At 73.0% G+C, this 15,650-nt stretch carries 9 protein-coding genes and 1 pseudogene; 3 read left to right on the top strand and 7 right to left on the bottom strand.

Annotated features, from left to right (window positions below):
* Positions 1-115: 115 nt before the first annotated feature.
* Both ACFPCY_RS16995 and ACFPCY_RS16990 read left to right on the top strand, forming a co-directional pair.
* Positions 116-1,783 carry an MFS transporter gene (locus tag ACFPCY_RS16995; RefSeq protein WP_378256172.1) on the top strand — a complete coding sequence of 556 codons (1,668 nt, stop codon included), beginning with the start codon at positions 116-118 and terminating at the stop codon, positions 1,781-1,783.
* 118 nt (positions 1,784-1,901) lie between these two features.
* Entirely contained in the window at positions 1,902-3,134 is a 1,233-nt protein-coding gene (locus ACFPCY_RS16990; protein ID WP_378256170.1) for a glycosyltransferase, read from the top strand.
* 60 nt (positions 3,135-3,194) lie between these two features.
* Here the strand turns inward: ACFPCY_RS16990 and ACFPCY_RS16985 are convergent, their stop codons facing one another.
* Both ACFPCY_RS16985 and ACFPCY_RS16980 read right to left on the bottom strand, forming a co-directional pair.
* A complete protein-coding gene (locus ACFPCY_RS16985; protein WP_378256169.1) occupies positions 3,195-5,084 on the bottom strand; it encodes a Vgb family protein in 1,890 nt (629 codons plus the stop codon).
* Positions 5,085-5,319: 235 nt separating this feature from the next.
* Positions 5,320-5,913 (bottom strand): hypothetical protein, encoded by a 594-nt coding sequence (locus tag ACFPCY_RS16980; protein WP_378256168.1) that lies wholly within the window; start codon positions 5,911-5,913, stop codon positions 5,320-5,322.
* A 169-nt stretch (positions 5,914-6,082) separates the two neighbouring features.
* On the opposite strand from ACFPCY_RS16980, the pseudogene ACFPCY_RS16975 reads away from it, so the two are divergent.
* Positions 6,083-6,241 (top strand): annotated as a pseudogene (locus ACFPCY_RS16975) (TetR family transcriptional regulator); the annotation flags it as partial.
* Positions 6,242-6,624: 383 nt separating this feature from the next.
* Here the strand turns inward: ACFPCY_RS16975 and ACFPCY_RS16970 are convergent.
* The 5 genes from ACFPCY_RS16970 to ACFPCY_RS16950 form a co-directional block, all read right to left on the bottom strand.
* Complete coding sequence (locus ACFPCY_RS16970; protein ID WP_378256166.1) at positions 6,625-7,479, bottom strand: TetR/AcrR family transcriptional regulator; 855 nt, start codon at positions 7,477-7,479, stop codon at positions 6,625-6,627.
* Positions 7,480-7,707: 228 nt separating this feature from the next.
* A complete protein-coding gene (locus tag ACFPCY_RS16965) occupies positions 7,708-8,736 on the bottom strand; it encodes an alpha/beta hydrolase (RefSeq protein ID WP_378256164.1) in 1,029 nt (342 codons plus the stop codon).
* Entirely contained in the window at positions 8,726-11,353 is a 2,628-nt protein-coding gene (locus ACFPCY_RS16960) for an MMPL family transporter (protein WP_378256160.1), read from the bottom strand. The genes ACFPCY_RS16965 and ACFPCY_RS16960 overlap by 11 nt, the downstream gene beginning before the upstream one ends.
* A gap of 80 nt (positions 11,354-11,433) precedes the next feature.
* Positions 11,434-13,242 (bottom strand): fatty acyl-AMP ligase, encoded by a 1,809-nt coding sequence (locus ACFPCY_RS16955; protein WP_378256159.1) that lies wholly within the window; start codon positions 13,240-13,242, stop codon positions 11,434-11,436.
* Positions 13,243-13,489: 247 nt separating this feature from the next.
* A complete protein-coding gene (locus ACFPCY_RS16950; RefSeq protein ID WP_378256158.1) occupies positions 13,490-13,786 on the bottom strand; it encodes a hypothetical protein in 297 nt (98 codons plus the stop codon).
* Positions 13,787-15,650 lie beyond the last annotated feature (1,864 nt).

Below are 15,650 nucleotides of genomic sequence, written 5' to 3'. Positions count from 1 at the left end.
GCCTGATGGGATAGTTGAGCACCATAACCACTCACGCCCACAGGGGGAAGCGGCGAGCGACGTGACCCGAGGAAGATACAGGTGGGCACTGCTCGTCGTGGCCGTGAGCGCCTTCATGACCACCATGGACAACACGGTGGTCATCCAGGCGATCCCCACGATCCGCCGCGATCTCGGGATGTCCGGCTCGGCGGGCGAGTGGGTCACGACCGGCTACATGCTGATGTTCTCCTGCCTCATGGTCGCCGGCGGACGGATCACCGACATCTACGGCTGCCGGGTCGGCTTCACCACCGGCATGACGATCTTCACGGCGGCGTCCGCCGCGTGCGGGCTCGCCCCCGACGACGCCGTCCTGATCATGGCGCGCGTGGTGCAGGGCGCGGGCGCGGCGCTCGCGCTGCCCGCGACCCTCGTGATGGTCACCGTCGGACGCACCGACAAGCAGCGCTCGCTCGGCACGATCGTGTGGGTCGCGGCGGGCGGCGCGGCGACCGCGCTCGGCGGGCCGATCGGCGCGTCCATCGTCACCTACTGGTCGTGGAGCTGGATCTTCCTGGTCAACATCGTGCCCGGCGTGCTGGTGATCGCGCTCGGCGCGGTGGTGCTGACGTCCAAGGCCGAGAACGCGCACGCCCGGGTGGACATGCCGGGCGTCCTGATCTCCGCGACCATGCTGTTCGCGCTGGTCTACGGGCTGGAGGCCGTCCAGCGGGACGGGTGGGCCGCGCGTCCGGCGCTCGGCGTGTTCGCGCTCGCGCTCATCGCGTTCGTGTCGTTCGTCACGGTCGAGCGCTGGGCCCCCGACCCGATGATCCACCTCGGGTTCTTCACGAACCGGGTGTTCGTCGGCGGGCTGCTGTCCCAGATGCTCCAGGGCATGGGTTTCACCGCCGTGCTGTTCTACTCGGCGTCCTTCATGCAGGACTACCTCGGCTTCTCGGCGGTCAGGTCGTCGCTGGTGCTGCTGCCCGCCGCGTTCACGATCATGGTGATGACGCCCGTCGCGTTCTGGCTGGCCGCGCGGATCGGGCCGCGGATCGCGATCGGCGGCGGCATGGGGCTGATGGCGCTCGGCATGGCCTGGTTCTCCACGATCCGGCGCGGTGACGGCTACACCGACCTGCTGCCCGGCGTCCTGACCGTGGGGCTCGGGTCCGCCCTCGCCATGCCGATCGCGATGTACGTCCTCAAGGCCATCCCGGACGAGCGGACCGGCGTCGCCAGCGGCATCCTCAACGTGATCCGCGAGGCGTCCGGCGCGTTCGGCATCGCGGTCGTGGGCGTGCTCGTGCACGACCTGCCCGCGCACGCGTCGCCGCGGGCGCTGGAGCACTTCCGGCACGGCATCGCGTCCGGGCTGCTGCTCGGCGCGGTGCTCGTCGCGATCGGCGGCCTGATCAGCGCGACCACGCTCCCGCGCCGGGACGCGGCGACCGCGCCGAAGACCGAGTCCGTCACGGTGGACGTCACGGTGGACGTCACGCCGCGTCCGGTGCCGGAGGACGTCCTGGTCGCGGCGTCCGTCGGCGGCGAGACCGCGCGGCGGCACGGCGCCCCGAACGCGCGCGTCCCGGACACGCGGCGGTCGCCGTCCTACAACGGGTACGAGATCGGTTCGCCGCACGGCGAGCGGCGCGGACGCTACTCTCTGCACTCCTACCTGGACGAGAACGTCCGCCGGGGCTTCCCCCCGCCGCCGGAGGGCTGGTACCGCCCGTACGATCCCGAGGACGGCGAGACCACCGGACCGAACCGCATCCCGCGCGGCGACGCCTGGTGAGCCCGAGGCGCGGCCTCGGTGAGCACGGAGCAACGCTGGTGAGCACGGAGCGACCCTGGCGAGCAGGGAGCAACCCTGGTGAGCACGGAGCAACTCTGGTGAGCCCGAGGAGGCAGTGGTGACCCGGACCATCGTGATCTTCGCGGCCGGATCGCGCGGGGACATCCAGCCGTGCGTCGCGCTGGGCCGCGCCCTCGCGGCGCGCGGCGACCGCGTGCGGCTGGTCGCGAGCGCCCGGTACGCGCCGCTCGCGAGCGCGTCCGGGCTGGAGCTCGCGCCGCTGACCGTCGACCCGACCGAGATCCTCACCTCGGACGCCGGGCAGGAGCTGCTCGCGGGCGGCCGGAACCCGGTGCGGTTCCTGACCGGGTTCCGGCGCATCCTCGGCCCGGTCGCGCGGCGGCTGCTGGACGAGTGCCTCGACGGGTCCAAGGACGCCGACCTGCTGCTCGGCCCGACGCTCGGGCTGCTCCCCCGGCACCTCGGCGAGCATCTGGACGTCCCGTGGGCGCTGATCCACTTCCAGCCGAGCCGGCCGACCGCCGCGTTCCCGCACCCGTTCGTGCCGCGCTCGCTCGGCCGCGCGGGCAACCGGGCGAGCTTCGCCGCCGTGGACCAGATCGCCTGGCAGCTGTCCCGGCCGTTCCTCAACCCGTGGCGGCGCGAGGCCCTCGGCCTGCCGCCGCTGCCGGTCCGCGGGCCCGGCCGCGACGACGCGCTCGTCCTCGCCTGCTTCAGCGAGCACGTCGTGCCGCGTCCCGCCGACTGGCCCGCCCACGTCCACCTCACCGGGTACTGGACGCTGGACGACCCGTCGTTCGAGCCGCCGGACGACCTGGCCGCGTTCCTCGCCGCCGGGCCGCCGCCGGTCTACGTCGGCTTCGGCAGCATGGTCCCGAAGGACGCGCGGCTCACCGACCTCACCGTCCGGACGGCGCTGCGCGTCGCGGGCGTGCGCGGGATCGTCCAGGGCGATCCGGCCACGTCGGACGGCGACGTGCTCGCCGTCCGGGACGTCCCGCACACGTGGCTGTTCCCGCGCATGGCGGCCGTCGTCCACCACGGCGGGGCGGGAACGACGGCCGCCGGCCTGCGCGCCGGGGTGCCGTCCGTGGTCACCCCGTTCTTCGGCGACCAGCCCTACTGGGGCGAGCGCGTCGCCGCGCTCGGCGCGGGCCCGGCGCCCGTCCCGTTCCGGACGCTGACCGTGCCGCGGCTGGCGTCCGCGATCCGCCGCGCGACGGGCGACGACGCGATCCGGACGCGCGCCGCCGACCTGGGCGAACGCCTCCGCGCCGAGGACGGCGTCGCCCGAGCCGTCACCCTCCTGGACCGCGTCCTCCCCCGCTGAGCCGCGGACCGGGGAGGCCGCGGCTCAGCGGCGGGGTCAGTGGCCGGGTGAGTGGCGGGGTCAGTGGCGGGCCTTGATGCGGTAGGTGTGCTTCGCGGCGGTCTTCGCGGCGGGCTTGCCCGAGTGCTTGGCGGTCGTGGCGCGGAGCATCGAGCGGAGCTTGGCGGCGAGCGGGTTGGACGAGTTCGGCGCGAGGGCGTCCGGGACGTTCGCGGCGTTGATGCCGACGCCCAGGTCGAGGATGCCCGTCAGGTTCATGCTGTTCTTGTCGGCGGGCGAGGGCAGCCCCATCATCTGGTTGATCACGCCGTCCAGGATGTTGAGCGGCCCGCAGCCCCGCGCCTTCGGGATGGCGATCGGCGCGTTGATCTGCATCTGGCCGCCGACCCAGCCGAACTGCGGGTCGTCGCCGAAGCCGCCGCCGGTGAAGGTGGGGGCGAGCTTGGCGTCCACCGGCCCGATCACGCAGTTCGGACCGAGCAGGTCGTTGTTGAGCTTGATGTTGATCGTGGTCTGCGCGCCGAAACCGCCCGGCGCGGGCAGCACGTGGACGGGTCCGGCGAGGCTCTGCGTGACGGTCAGCTTGTTGACCGCCCACATCGCCGCCGGGGTCTTGCCGAGGATCGGGCCGACCAGCGGGAGCTGCCCGATCAGGCCGCCCGGCACGTCGATCGGCTTGCCCTCGAACTGCGGGCCGCTGACCGGCGGCTTCAGGACGGGCAGCCCGGTCGAGTCGGGGTCGCCGAGGTAGCCGGTGATGCGGATCGCCCCGGCGGGCAGGTCCAGCGCGAACGAGCCGATCTTGGTGTTGCCGCCGGTGGTGACCTCGGTGAGGCAGATCGTCTGCGGGCAGCGGTTCTGGAACTGCGCGGCCATGGTCGGCGAGCCCGGGCCGTTCGGCGGGGTCGCCTGGTGCGGGGAGCCGGACGGCGGGTCGGCCGGGTCCACGAACCCGATCCGGCCGCGTCCGGGCGCGGTGTACCAGAGCTTGCCGTCCGCGCCGCTCACGACGCGGAACGGCGCGGAGAGCGTCGCGGGCAGCGGGTACTCGGTGATCTGGCCGCTGGACGGGTCGAGCGAACCGAGGTTGGACGAGGACGACTCGGTGAACCAGATCGAGCCGTCCGGCCGGACGGTCAGCCCGGTCGGGCGCGCGTTCGCGGTCGGCACGTCGTACTCGGAGACCTGCCCGGACGCCGGGTCGATCGAGCCGATCTTGCCGCTGCCCGGCTCGGTGAACCAGAGTTTGCCGTCCTTGCCGGAGACGATCTCGCCGAGCGAGGGGTAGCCGCCCGGCGCGCTCGGCGGGGCGAACGTGGTGACGGCTCCGGTCGCGGGGTCGAGCCGTCCGACCTGGCCGCCCTGGTCGGTGAACCACACGGCCTGGTCGGGGCCGACGGTGACCGAGTACGGGGTGAGGCCGGTGGCGAAGGTGGTGAGCACCCCGGCCGAGCCGGTCGCAGTGATCTTCAGGATCGCGCCCGCGCCGCCGGTCGCGACCCACATCGCGCCGTCCGCGCCGGGCGCGATGCCGGTGATCTGCGCGTTCGGCAGCGCGTCGGCGGGCGGCTCGTAGGTGCTGACCGCGCCGGTCGCCGGGTCGACGCGTCCGACGCGCGGCACCGTCGTGGACGAGTCGGTGAACCACAGCGCGCCGTCGGAGGCGGTGGCCATCGCGTCGGGATAGCCGGTGCCCTTCTGCGAGTTGCGCGGCACCGCGTAGTGCTTGACCTTGCCGTCCGCGCCGACCTTCCCGATGTCGCCCTGGGCCTCGGTGAACCAGACGCCGCCGTCGCTCGCCGCCGCGACGCCGGTCGGCGTCACGTCCGGGATGGGGAGCCCGAACTCGGTCGCCTCCGCCGCGCCGGCGGCGGACGGCAGGACCAGCGGGACCGTGCCGAGGACGGCCGTGAGCGCCACGGCCGCGGCGCGATTGCGTCGACGGCGCATGCCATCGCCTCCTTGCTGTCGTGATCCGACTGCCATGATCCGCGTGGCCTCAATAGAAACCCGTGGGTTTCTCAGGTCAAGGCGCCGGCGGCGCACCGGCCTCATCCGGCCAGTCCGGACGCGCGCGTCAACCGCGTCCGCGGCGGCACGTCCGTCCCACCGGAAAAACGTGCGGGCAGCGGGGCGGCGGGGCCGTCCGGAGTCGCCGGACGGCCCCGCCGGGAGGGGGCGAGGGTCAGGAGATGTTGACCTTCGGGCTGGTGACGAAGTCGCCGGAGACGGTGCCGGTCGGGCTGACCGCGCCGCAGCCGCTGGCGGAGAACGCGACGGGGGCGTTGACCAGGTGCCAGGTGCCGGTCGAGTTGTCGAAGTTGCCGGTGAGGGTCACCGGGCCGGTGGGCGCGGCGGTGACCACGCAGCCGGGCAGCGTCGTCGTGCTGAACGTCGCGCCCGCCTTCGGCATGGTGGCCTGGACCTTCGGGCCGGTCGCGATCGCGAGCAGCGTCCACGGGCCGTTGGTGTGGTTGGTCTTCACCGTGGCCGTGCCGCCGAAGGAGTCCTTGCAGGTGCCGCCGAACACCGGGTCGGAGGTGTTGACCGGCCCGTAGCCCGAGCTCGGGGTGGTGAAGGTCAGGGTGGACTTGGTGCAGCTCACCGAGAACGACAGCCCGGACAGGGTGCCGCTGAACTTCACGTTGGTGCTGGTGGCGGTGATGAGGGTGTTCGCCGGGGTGACGCCGGCGGCGTACGCCGGGCCGACGGTGAGGGCGACCAGGCCGGTCGTGGCGGCGGCTGCGGCCACGGCCGTGCTCAGGATCCGCGATGGCATGTGCTGCGTCCTCTCTCGGGACGGGTGGGGTGGACGCACCGGCCGGATGCGGGAGTTCTCAGAGCCACTAGAAACCAAGCGGTGTTTCATGTCAATCTGAGTCAGGGGCGGCGTCCGGATCCGGACGCCGGGGACCGGCGGCCCGGACGGGCCGAGTAGCGGAGCCTCGATGACGACACCCGACCCTGACCGCGAGCGCCTGCTCGGCGCGTTCGCGCGCACCGTGGCCGAACGCGGCTACCCCCGCACCCGTCCGCGCGACGTGGCCGCCGCCGCCGGACTGAGCGAGGCGGCCTTCCACGCCCGCTTCAGCGACCTCGACGACTGCTTCCTCGCGCTCTACCGGCACTGCACCGGGCTGCTGCGGACCCGCGCCGAAGCCGCCTTCCGGTCCGCCGGAACCGACTGGGGCGCCGGGTTCCGCGCCGCCCTCGACAGCGTGCTCGCGACGATCGCGGCGCGGCCGGAGTACGCGCGGGCCTGCGTCCTGGACGTCAGCTCGGCCGGTCCGCTCGTCCGGCGCGAACGGGTGCGGTTCCTGTCCGGCCTGCGCGCGCTGCTCCGCAGCCCCGGCCCCGGCACGCCCCCGGACATCGTCCGGGACGCGATCATCGGCGGCCTCTACGGCACCGTCTACGCCCGCATCGCCACCGGCCGCACGCAGGAACTCCCCGCGCTCTCCCCCGCCCTCGCCCGGTTCGCGCTCGGCTACTACGCCCTTTCCGACTCCCGCTCCCGGACGGCCGTCTCGGATTCGTGCTCCCGAACAGCCGCCTCGCCCCCGAGCTCCGAGACGCCCTCCGCCCCCGGCGCACGGACGGCCGCCTCGGATTCGCGCTCTCGGACGGCGGTCAAGGCGGCCGCGTCCGAGTGCGAGGTGCAGGCGTCGCGGTAGCGGGCGGCCTCGCGCCGTCCGACCAGCGGCATCAGCGCGAAGTAGGTGAGCTGCGGCAGCAACTCGGGCAACCGCGTCGTCTCGCCGTTCTCGATGTGCACGTAGATCGTGCTGTAGACGCCGCCGACGACCGCGTCCGCGACCACGGTGGGCACGGCCGTCTCGCCGGGCCCCGGAGGCGGCCCGGCGAGGAACGCGCGGAACCGCTCCATGCACTCGATCCGCGCCCGCCGGACGCGCGGACCCGCCGCGTTCACCTCGACCATCGCCATCCGCGCGAACGGCGGGGCCGCCGCGAGCATCGACAGGACCGTCCGCAGCGCGGCGCGGATGCCGTCCGGCCAGGTCGGCTCCGCGCCGAACGCCGCCGCCATGCCGGACAGGACGATCGCCGTGCCGCGCTCGTAGGCGGCGAGGAAGCAGTCGTCCAGGTCGGTGAAGTGCGAGTAGAAGGTCTTCTTCGTGACGCCGGCCGCCTCGGTGATCCGTCCGATCGTCGCGCCCGCGTACCCGCGTTCGGCGATGACCTGGACGAAGGCGTCGATGAGGCGGTCGCGTTGGATGGCGGCCACGGCCTCGGGCGCGAGTCCGTGCCGACCGGGCTTGATGGCGCGGTCCGGCTCCAGCGCCGACCGGGTGCCGGGCAGTGGCGTCTCCGGGGGCTCGACCATGGCGTCCGCGTGCTCCTCCGCTCACGATCCGTCGCGGACCACCCTACTTCCCGGACAGCCCGTAGCCGAGCCCGAGCGGCGCAGGTCACATCACCCGGACGCGAAGGGCGCAGCGCGCGGACGCGAAGGGCGCAACGCGGAACCGCGTAGGCGCACGGCCGAGAAAGCGAAAGGCGCACGGCGTCACCGCGTGCTTTCGCGGCGACGCCGTGCGCCCTTACGGCCGGCTCAGCGGACGGGCTTGGCCCCGATCGACTGCATCATCTGCGGCCACGCGAAATGCATCTCGCGCTTCCAGTACGGCCAGGAGTGCCGTCCCGGGCCGTACATGTGCGCGGTGATCGGAACGTGCAACTGCCGCGCCCGGTTCACGAAATCCTGGACGGTCGGGTTGATGGCCTTCTCGCTCAGGTAGCCGATGTCCCACGGCGCGGTGCCGGGCTTGTCGTAAGGCCCCGGTTCGCCGTTGCCCGCCGACACGTAGAACTTCGTCCCGCGCACCTTGGACAGGAGCTTCACCGGGTCGTGCGCGTCCCAGTTGGCCTGGTCGATCCGCGGGATGCCCCAAATTGCGTACGGGTCGGTGCCCGCCCGCGTGTTGGTGTACATCAGCAGCGACGGGATTCCGGGCAGGCTCATCGACAGCACGCCGCTGAAGCACGCCGCGTACCGGAACGTTCCCGGATAGCGCCCGGCATAGGTGCACGCGCCCTGCGCGCCGGACGAGATTCCCATGACGGCGCGCGAAGCGCCCGCGTGGTAGTTCCGCTCGACGAGCTGCCGGACCTCCTTCATGTGGAAGTCCTCCCAGCGCGGCCGTCCGCCCTTCCCGTAGTTGAACCAGTTCGTGTACGAACCGTTCGCGCCCTCCGGCATCACGACCATCACGCCCCACTTCGAGGCGACGTTCTGGATGTCGGTGCTGCGCGTCCAGGAAAGGTAGTTGTCGTTACCGCCGTGATAGGCGTACACGACCGGCCACGCCTTGCTGGAACTGAACTTCCAGCCCTTCGGCAACAGGACGCGAACGTTCCGCTTCGCGCCCAGCGCGGGCGAGTTGACGGTGAAGTCGAAGGCGGTCTTGGACTTGTTCAGCCATTTGTACGAGGCGATCGACGCCCCGTCGTCGGACTTCCTGAAGGACGCGGCCTGCGCCGTCCCGGCCGTGCCGAGCGGCAGCAGCGCCCCGAGGACGCCGGCGGCCGCGACCACCGTTCCCGTCCGTCCGAGGACGCCGCGACGCGACTCATGAGTCATCGGTCTCCTTCACGCTGCTCCAGCGCCACCCTGAACCATCGTGGTTGGGAACTATCTCACGTTTGGAATCTTGAGGGCGCGCCGTCTCCGGTTCCGGCCGTCCGTCCGCCCACGGCCGCCAGGGGCCGTGCGTGGGGTCGGGAGCGGGGACGTCCGGTGCCGGGAATGTGGGGTTGGGTGCGGGGTCGGTGGCGGGGGGCGAGGGCTGCGGGGGCGGGGTGGGCTGCCAGTTCACGGCGATGGGCGCCGGGGTCACGGCGGCCGGGGCGGGGGCCGGCAGGACGGGGAGGTCGTCGCGTTCGCGCAGGTCCAGGGCGGCGTGCAGGCCGGCGAGGAAGCCGGGGAGCCACCAGTTCGCGCGGCCCATGAAGCGCATGGTCGCCGGGACGAGCAGGGAGCGGACGAGGACGGCGTCCACGGTGACGGCGACGAACATGCCGACGCCGATCAGCTTGACGACGGTGATCCCGGCCATCGAGAAACCGGCGATGACCACGAGGAACAGCAGCGCGGCGCTGGTGATGATCGAGCCGGTGTGCTGCATGCCGCGGGCGACGGCGGCGCGGTTGTCGTGGCTGCGGTCCCACTCCTCGCGGATGCGGGAGAGCAGGAAGACCTCGTAGTCCATGGACAGGCCGAACACGACGGAAAGAATGAGGATCATCGAGGTCGCCTCGACGCTGCCGGTCGGCGTGAAGTCCAGGACGCCCGCGAGGTGCCCGTACTGGAAGCCCCACACGATCGCGCCGAACGAGGCGCCGATGGACAGCACGTTCATCACGATCGCCTTGAGCGGCAGGACGACCGAGCCGAAGAACATGAACAGCAGCAGGAACGTGGCGACGGCGACGAACAGCGCCATCTTCGGCAGCGTCCGCATGAGGCTGGACATCAGGTCCATCTGGCTCGCGGTGCTCCCGCCGACGTCCAGGTGCATCGGGACGCCGTCCTTGGAGACCGACATGTGCCGGATGTCCTTCACGAGCTGCTGCGCGCGCCCGTCCATCGGCTGGTAGCGGTGCGTGACCGAGATCCGGACGCCGGGATACTCGCCCGCGTAGCCGGTGAACTTGGCGTCCGTCACGCCGGGCATCGCGGCGAGCTTCTTGCGGAACGCCTCCAGGAAGGGCGGGATGTTGTCGCCCTTCTTCGACGGCGCCCAGTGCCGCGGGACGAGGTCGCCGGACAGCACGACGTCGATCGGCTCGGCGGTCTGGTTCGGGAACTGGCTCTGGACGGTCTGGAAGACCCCCCGCGACGGGCTGTCCTTCGGCAGCACGCGCGCGTCCACGGCGCCGAACTGGACGTGCAGGAACGGCCCGAACATCACGCCGAGGATCACGACCACGACCGCGAAGTACGGCACCGGGTGCCGCATGACGCTGGTGCCGAGCCGGAACCAGAAGCCGCTGTCGGGGTCTTTGTCCGCCTTGGGCCGCCGCCACGGCATCCGGCCGAACTCGACCTTCGGGCCGAGCAGGGCGAGCATCGTCGGGAGCAGGATCGTCGCGCCGAACACCGCGACCATCACGGTCGCGATCCCGGCGAGGCCGATCGTCCGCAGGAACATCTGCGGGAACAGCAGCAGGCCGCCGAGCGCGGCGGACACGGTCACGCCGGAGACCATGATCGTCCGTCCGGCGGTGGCGAGGGTGCGGCCGAGGGCGGCGCGGACGACCGGCTTCAGCGCGTCCTTGTAGTCCTTGCGGACGGCCCGCCGCTCGTCTCGCGGCAGCGCCCGGTGCGCCCTCTTCGCGGCGCGGCGGTCGGCGCGCGTCGCCCCTTGTTTCCAGGGTTTCCCGGGCGGCAGTCCGGCGGCCCGCTGGCCGCGGTCCATCTCCTCGCGGAACCGGCTGACGACGAACAGCGAGTAGTCGATCGCGAGGCCGACGCCCATCATCGTGACGACTTCGAGCGCCATCGACGTCACGTCCGCGACGTAGGTGACCAGGTGCAGGACGGCGAGGCCGCCGAGGATGGAGAACAGCGCGACGACCAGCGGCAGCAGCGACGCGGTGACCGCGCCGAACAGCAGCACGAGCAGGCAGAACAGCGGGATCGCGGTGATCGTCTCGGCGTGCACGATGTCCGCGACGACCTGCTCGCCGAACTCGGTGCCGAGCGGGAACGCGCCGCCGAGCCGCGTGTCGAGGCCGGGCGCGGCGAGGTGGTCCTTGACGGCGAGGTAGTTGTCGTTGCGGGCGGTGTCGCTGGTTCCAGCGATCTTCAGCGTGACGATCGTCTGGTGCCGGTCATGCGAGGCGAGGTTGTCGGCGTCCGCCTTCTTCGCGAACGACCAGTAGGAGATGATCTGGGCGACGCGCTCCTTCGGCAGCCGCGCGACCGTGCTCACGACCGCCGCCTGGAAGCGCGGGTCGTCCACGGTCATCCGGTCGCTCCGGTACAGGACGAGCACGTCGGGGTTGGTGCTGCCGAAGTAGGTGGCGCCGAGCTTGGCGACCGTCGTCGAGGACGCCTTGGGATCCTCGAACCCGCCCTGCTTGAACTTGGCCAGCACGCCCGCGCCCCAGGCCGCGGCGAAGACGGTGATCAGCAGGATCAGGACGAGGCTGGTCCAGCGCTGCCGTTGGATGAGACGGCCCAGCCCCCCGAGCATGATCCTCCCGATTCGTTCGTTTCGTCCCGGCTTCGGGAAGTCGTTCCGGCTTCCGGCGAATTGTCCCGGCTTCCGGGAGGCTACCCGCGCGCCGCCGCCCGCGCGGCCAGCTTCGCCTCGGTGGTGGGCAGCTCCCCGGCGAGGTAGCGCTGCCGGGTGGCGGCACGGGCGATCTTGCCGGACGACGTGCGCGACACGCCACCCGGCTCGATCAGGACGAACGCGTGGACGCTCATCTCGTGCTCCACGTTCACCGCCCCGCGCACCGCGTTCTCCACCTCGGCGAGGTCGAGCCGGGCCAGCGGCACGCGCCGGTTCCGCTCCGCGACGATCACCAGCTGCTCGGTCTCCTCGCCCGGCACGGCGAACGCGGCCACGTGGTCCTCGCGGACCGCCGGGTGCGCCTCCTCGGTGGTCAGCTCGATGTCCTGCGGGTAGTGGTTGCGGCCGTCCACGATGATCAGGTCCTTGATGCGGCCGGTCACGTACAGCTCGCCCTCGTACGCGATGCCGTAGTCGCCGGTCTTCATCCAGGGGCCCTCGGGCAGGTCGCCGGGCTCGGCGAGCCGTCCGCCGAAGGTGTCCTGGCTGCGCTCGGAGTTGCGCCAGTAGCCGGGCGCGGTGTTCGGGCCGTGCACCCAGATCTCGCCGACCACGCCGTCCGGCTGCTCGCGGCGGGTCTCGGGATCGACGATCGCGACGTACTGGCCGACGGGACGTCCGCAGGACACGAGCGGGCTGGCGTTGCGGGCGTCCGCCTCCACCGGGACGGCCCGTCCCTGCGTCAGCGCCTCCCGGTCCACGGTGATCACCTTCGGCGGGGCGTCCTCGGCCGCCGCCGACACGAACACCGTCGCCTCGGCGAGGCCGTAGCCGGGGGCCTGCGCGCCCGCCCGCAGCCCGGCGGGCGCGAGCTTGTCCGCGAACGCCTTCAGCGTGGACGGACGGATCGGCTCGGCCCCGTTCAGGCAGGTCACCAGGCCGGACAGATCCAGCCCGGCCAGCTTCTGCGGCGTCGCGTGCGCCACGACGTACTCGTAGGCGAAGTTCGGCGCGGCCGTGTAGACGTTCTTGGTGGGACGCTCGGCGATCAGCCGCATCCACCGCATCGGGTTCATGATGAACGACATCGGCTCGGTGTAGATGGCGTGGTCGCCGTTCACCAGCGGCAGCGCCATCGTCGCGATCAGGCCCATGTCGTGGAACAGCGGCAGCCAGCTCACCAGCTCCGGATCGGGCCGCTCGGGCGCCCAGCCCGCCCACAGCTGGCTCGCGTTCGCCGTCACGTTCCCGTGCGTGATCTCCACCCCGGCCGGACGGCGCGTCGAGCCCGACGTGTACTGGAGGTAGGCGAGATCGTCGAAGCCGATCGGCTCGTCGGTCCACTCGTCCGCCAGGGAGGCGTCCACCTCCTCGGCGAACACGATCTCCTTCGGGCGCGGCACGTCGTGGTCGGCGAGGAACTTCTCCACGTGCGGCAGCGCGCCCCGCGAGGTGACGATCACGGCCGGCTCGGCGTCGGTGTACGCGCCGATCAGCCGGTCGGCGTAGCCGGGCAGGTCCGGCGAGAACAGCGGGACGGCGACGACGTGCGCGTACATCGCGCCGAGCATCGTCATCATGTAGTCGAGGTTCTGCGGGAGCAGCAGCGCGGCGCGGTCCCCCGGCCGCGCGGCGCGGCGCAGGCGGGCCGCCGTGGCTCGGGCGCGCCGATCGGTCTCCGCCCAGGTCAGCGTGGTCTGGGTGCCGGACGGGTCGGCGGAGTACTCCACGAACGTCCAGGCCGGGGCGTCCGGCTTCTCCCGCGCCCAGCGGGCCACCCGCTGGACGAGCGGGACCCGGCCGGAGCCGCCGGGCGCGAGTTCGGGAAGCAGCGAGCCCAGTGCCATGGAACCAACTCCCGGGGGATGGGCCGGACGGCGGCCCGCGGGGGCCGGAACGCCGTCGGCGGACGTGCGCGCCGCCCGGCGGACGCCGGCGTCCCGGCGGGCGCCTCTCGGTGGCGGCAAAGATCGTGCAGCGTGAAGCTACCGGATAGTAGCCGAACCGGGCATTAGCCCCCGCGCACATTACCGCCGGACCTGTTTGTCACTCCGGTGACAAGCGCTCTCCCTCTGGAACTGCGCCCCGCGCAGCTCAGCGGCGTACCGCTCCGGCACTCCGAACCGTCCCGGCCCGGCCGAGCGCGAGCCGCCTGCGCAGCAGCGACAGGCACGCCGCGCCCCACAGCAGGACGACCTCCGCGACCAGCACGACCCCGAGCACGACGGCCCAGTCCCGGGCGTCCTTCACATCGCTGACCGGCGACACGAGCGTCATCTGCGACTCACCGGACGGCCCGGGCAGCACGTCCCTGCCGTTCCCGGCCGCCTTCCCGGCGCCGGCGAGCGTAGGCAGCACCGCCCCGTTGGGCCCGACCGTGGGCATGTCCATGGGCCCCGGCTGAGCCGGCGGCGAAGGCACCGGAAACCCCGAAGGCACGGTCTGCGGAGCAGGCGGCACCACCGGCACGTCCGCCCCGCTCTGCGGCGCCGGCAACCCGCCGCCCTGATACCCGCCGAACCCTTGTTCCCGCGGCCCCTGCGTCCCCACGTGCGGCGACGCGCCACCTCCGGCCGCCCGGCCGTGCTCGCCGTCGGGCATCACCCGCGGACCTCGCGCCGTCCCGCCACCCGTCCGCGACGGCGCGCCTTGCTCCGGCTGAGCCAACCCGGGCGTGTACGTGGACGATCCATCAGCATGCGCGGCCGAGTCAGGCCCCTGCGCGCCCAAGCCCGGCTTATGCACCGCCGGCCCCGTCCCCTGCGAGGCGGGTCCCGCCGCTTGCATGGGAGACCCGTCCACATGCGCAGCTCCTCCAGCAGGCGCATGCCCACCCGCCCCCGGCGCATGAGCCGCCGAGCCAAGCCCCTTCCCAGAGGATTCCGGCACATGCGCGGAGGAGCCGCCCCCTGCCCGCGGCGCAACGCCAGGCGCGTGCGCGGCCGAGCCAGGCGCGTGTGCGGCCGAGCCAGGCGCGGGTGCGGCCGAGCCAGGCGCGGGTGCGGCCGAGCCAGGCGCGTGTGCGGAGGAACCTGGCGCCTGGGCAGACGGGCCGCCCGCCGTACGCGGGGAGGCGCCAGGCCCGTGCGCGGCCGCGTCGAGCCCGTGCGCAGAAGAACCCGACACATGCGCGGAAGAGCCACCCACCGCCCGTGGAGCACTGCCAGGCGCCTGTGCGGTCGCGCCGGACGCGTGCGCGGATGTGGTGGGCGCGTTCGCTGGAGGGCTGGACGTGTCCGCGGAAGAACGCGGCGCGGTGGTGCTGGGTGAGTGCGTGGACGAGGTGGTCGTGGATGAGTCGGGTGGGGTGGTGAGCGCGCTGGCCGGTGGAGTGGCTGGGGGCGCGGTTACGGACAGGACGGTGCTGGCCGACGCGTTCTCGGCGCGGGCGACGATCCGGGCGTGCGGGAACGTCACGCGGGCGGGGACGCGGAGGGCGAGGGGGACGGCACGGCGGGCTCGGAGATCCCCCAAGGAGCAGCGGAGCTCGCTGGCGTCCTCGCCCGCGGCGCATTCGGCGGAGCGGCCGTCCCAGGTCAGTGGCCTAGGGGCGCTCAGGGAGAGGGTGGCGGCGCGAGCGACGCCGCCGACGGGGCGGACGCCGACGAGGTAGAACAGCACGCGATCCGATCCGTCGCGCCGTTCGCCCAGCGGTAGCAGCGTCGCGTGCAGGCGGAGGGCGCTCAGCTGAGAGCTGGCCTGAACCTCGTTCGCCCGCACGGAGCCCGGCACGCCCACCTGCGCGGAGCCCGGCACGCTCCCCTGCGCGGAGGCGGGTGCGCCCCCCTGCACGGAGCCCGGCGCGCTCCCCTGCGCGGAGGCCGGTGCGCTCCCCTGCGCGGGGGCTGACGCGTTCGTCCGCGCCGGGGCGTGCGCGCTCGCGGGGGGCGTGTTCGGCGCGCTCGCCTGCGAGTTCGCCCGCGCGGGGGCCGACGCGTCCGCTTGCCCGGTGCCGAGCGCGTTCGCCTGTGCGAGGGCGGGCGTGTTCGCCTGTTCGGTGTCGGGCGGGTCCAGGGGTGCGGAGTCGCGGGTGAGGACGAACGAGTCGAGCGTCTCGGACGTCGGGTGCGGGCCGGACGGGCTGGTGATCGCCCAGGCGGACGGGCCCAGCAGCACCGGCGGGATCGCGAGCGCTCCTCCCAGCAGGGCCGTGCCGAGCCGGCGCCCGGTGCGGCGGCCCTCCGAGGCGTGGCACGCCCGTGGCTCGCGGCGATACGTCGCCTTGTCCCCCATCGCCGGTTCCTTCCGCTGCGCC

Origin of the sequence: Actinomadura gamaensis, from assembly GCF_042652125.1 — a bacterium.
Taxonomy (GTDB): domain Bacteria; phylum Actinomycetota; class Actinomycetes; order Streptosporangiales; family Streptosporangiaceae; genus Spirillospora; species Spirillospora gamaensis.
This window is presented reverse-complemented; position numbering and strand designations above follow the sequence as displayed.

Coding starts and splice junctions, on each gene's coding strand:
- ACFPCY_RS16995 (WP_378256172.1), top strand. CDS start 116: ATGACCACCATGGACAACACGGTGGTCATCCAGGCGATCCCCACGATC.
- ACFPCY_RS16985 (WP_378256169.1), bottom strand. CDS start 5,084: ATGCGCCGTCGACGCAATCGCGCCGCGGCCGTGGCGCTCACGGCCGTC.
- ACFPCY_RS16980 (WP_378256168.1), bottom strand. CDS start 5,913: ATGCCATCGCGGATCCTGAGCACGGCCGTGGCCGCAGCCGCCGCCACG.
- ACFPCY_RS16970 (WP_378256166.1), bottom strand. CDS start 7,479: ATGGTCGAGCCCCCGGAGACGCCACTGCCCGGCACCCGGTCGGCGCTG.
- ACFPCY_RS16965 (WP_378256164.1), bottom strand. CDS start 8,736: ATGACTCATGAGTCGCGTCGCGGCGTCCTCGGACGGACGGGAACGGTG.
- ACFPCY_RS16960 (WP_378256160.1), bottom strand. CDS start 11,353: ATGCTCGGGGGGCTGGGCCGTCTCATCCAACGGCAGCGCTGGACCAGC.
- ACFPCY_RS16955 (WP_378256159.1), bottom strand. CDS start 13,242: ATGGCACTGGGCTCGCTGCTTCCCGAACTCGCGCCCGGCGGCTCCGGC.
- ACFPCY_RS16950 (WP_378256158.1), bottom strand. CDS start 13,786: ATGGACATGCCCACGGTCGGGCCCAACGGGGCGGTGCTGCCTACGCTC.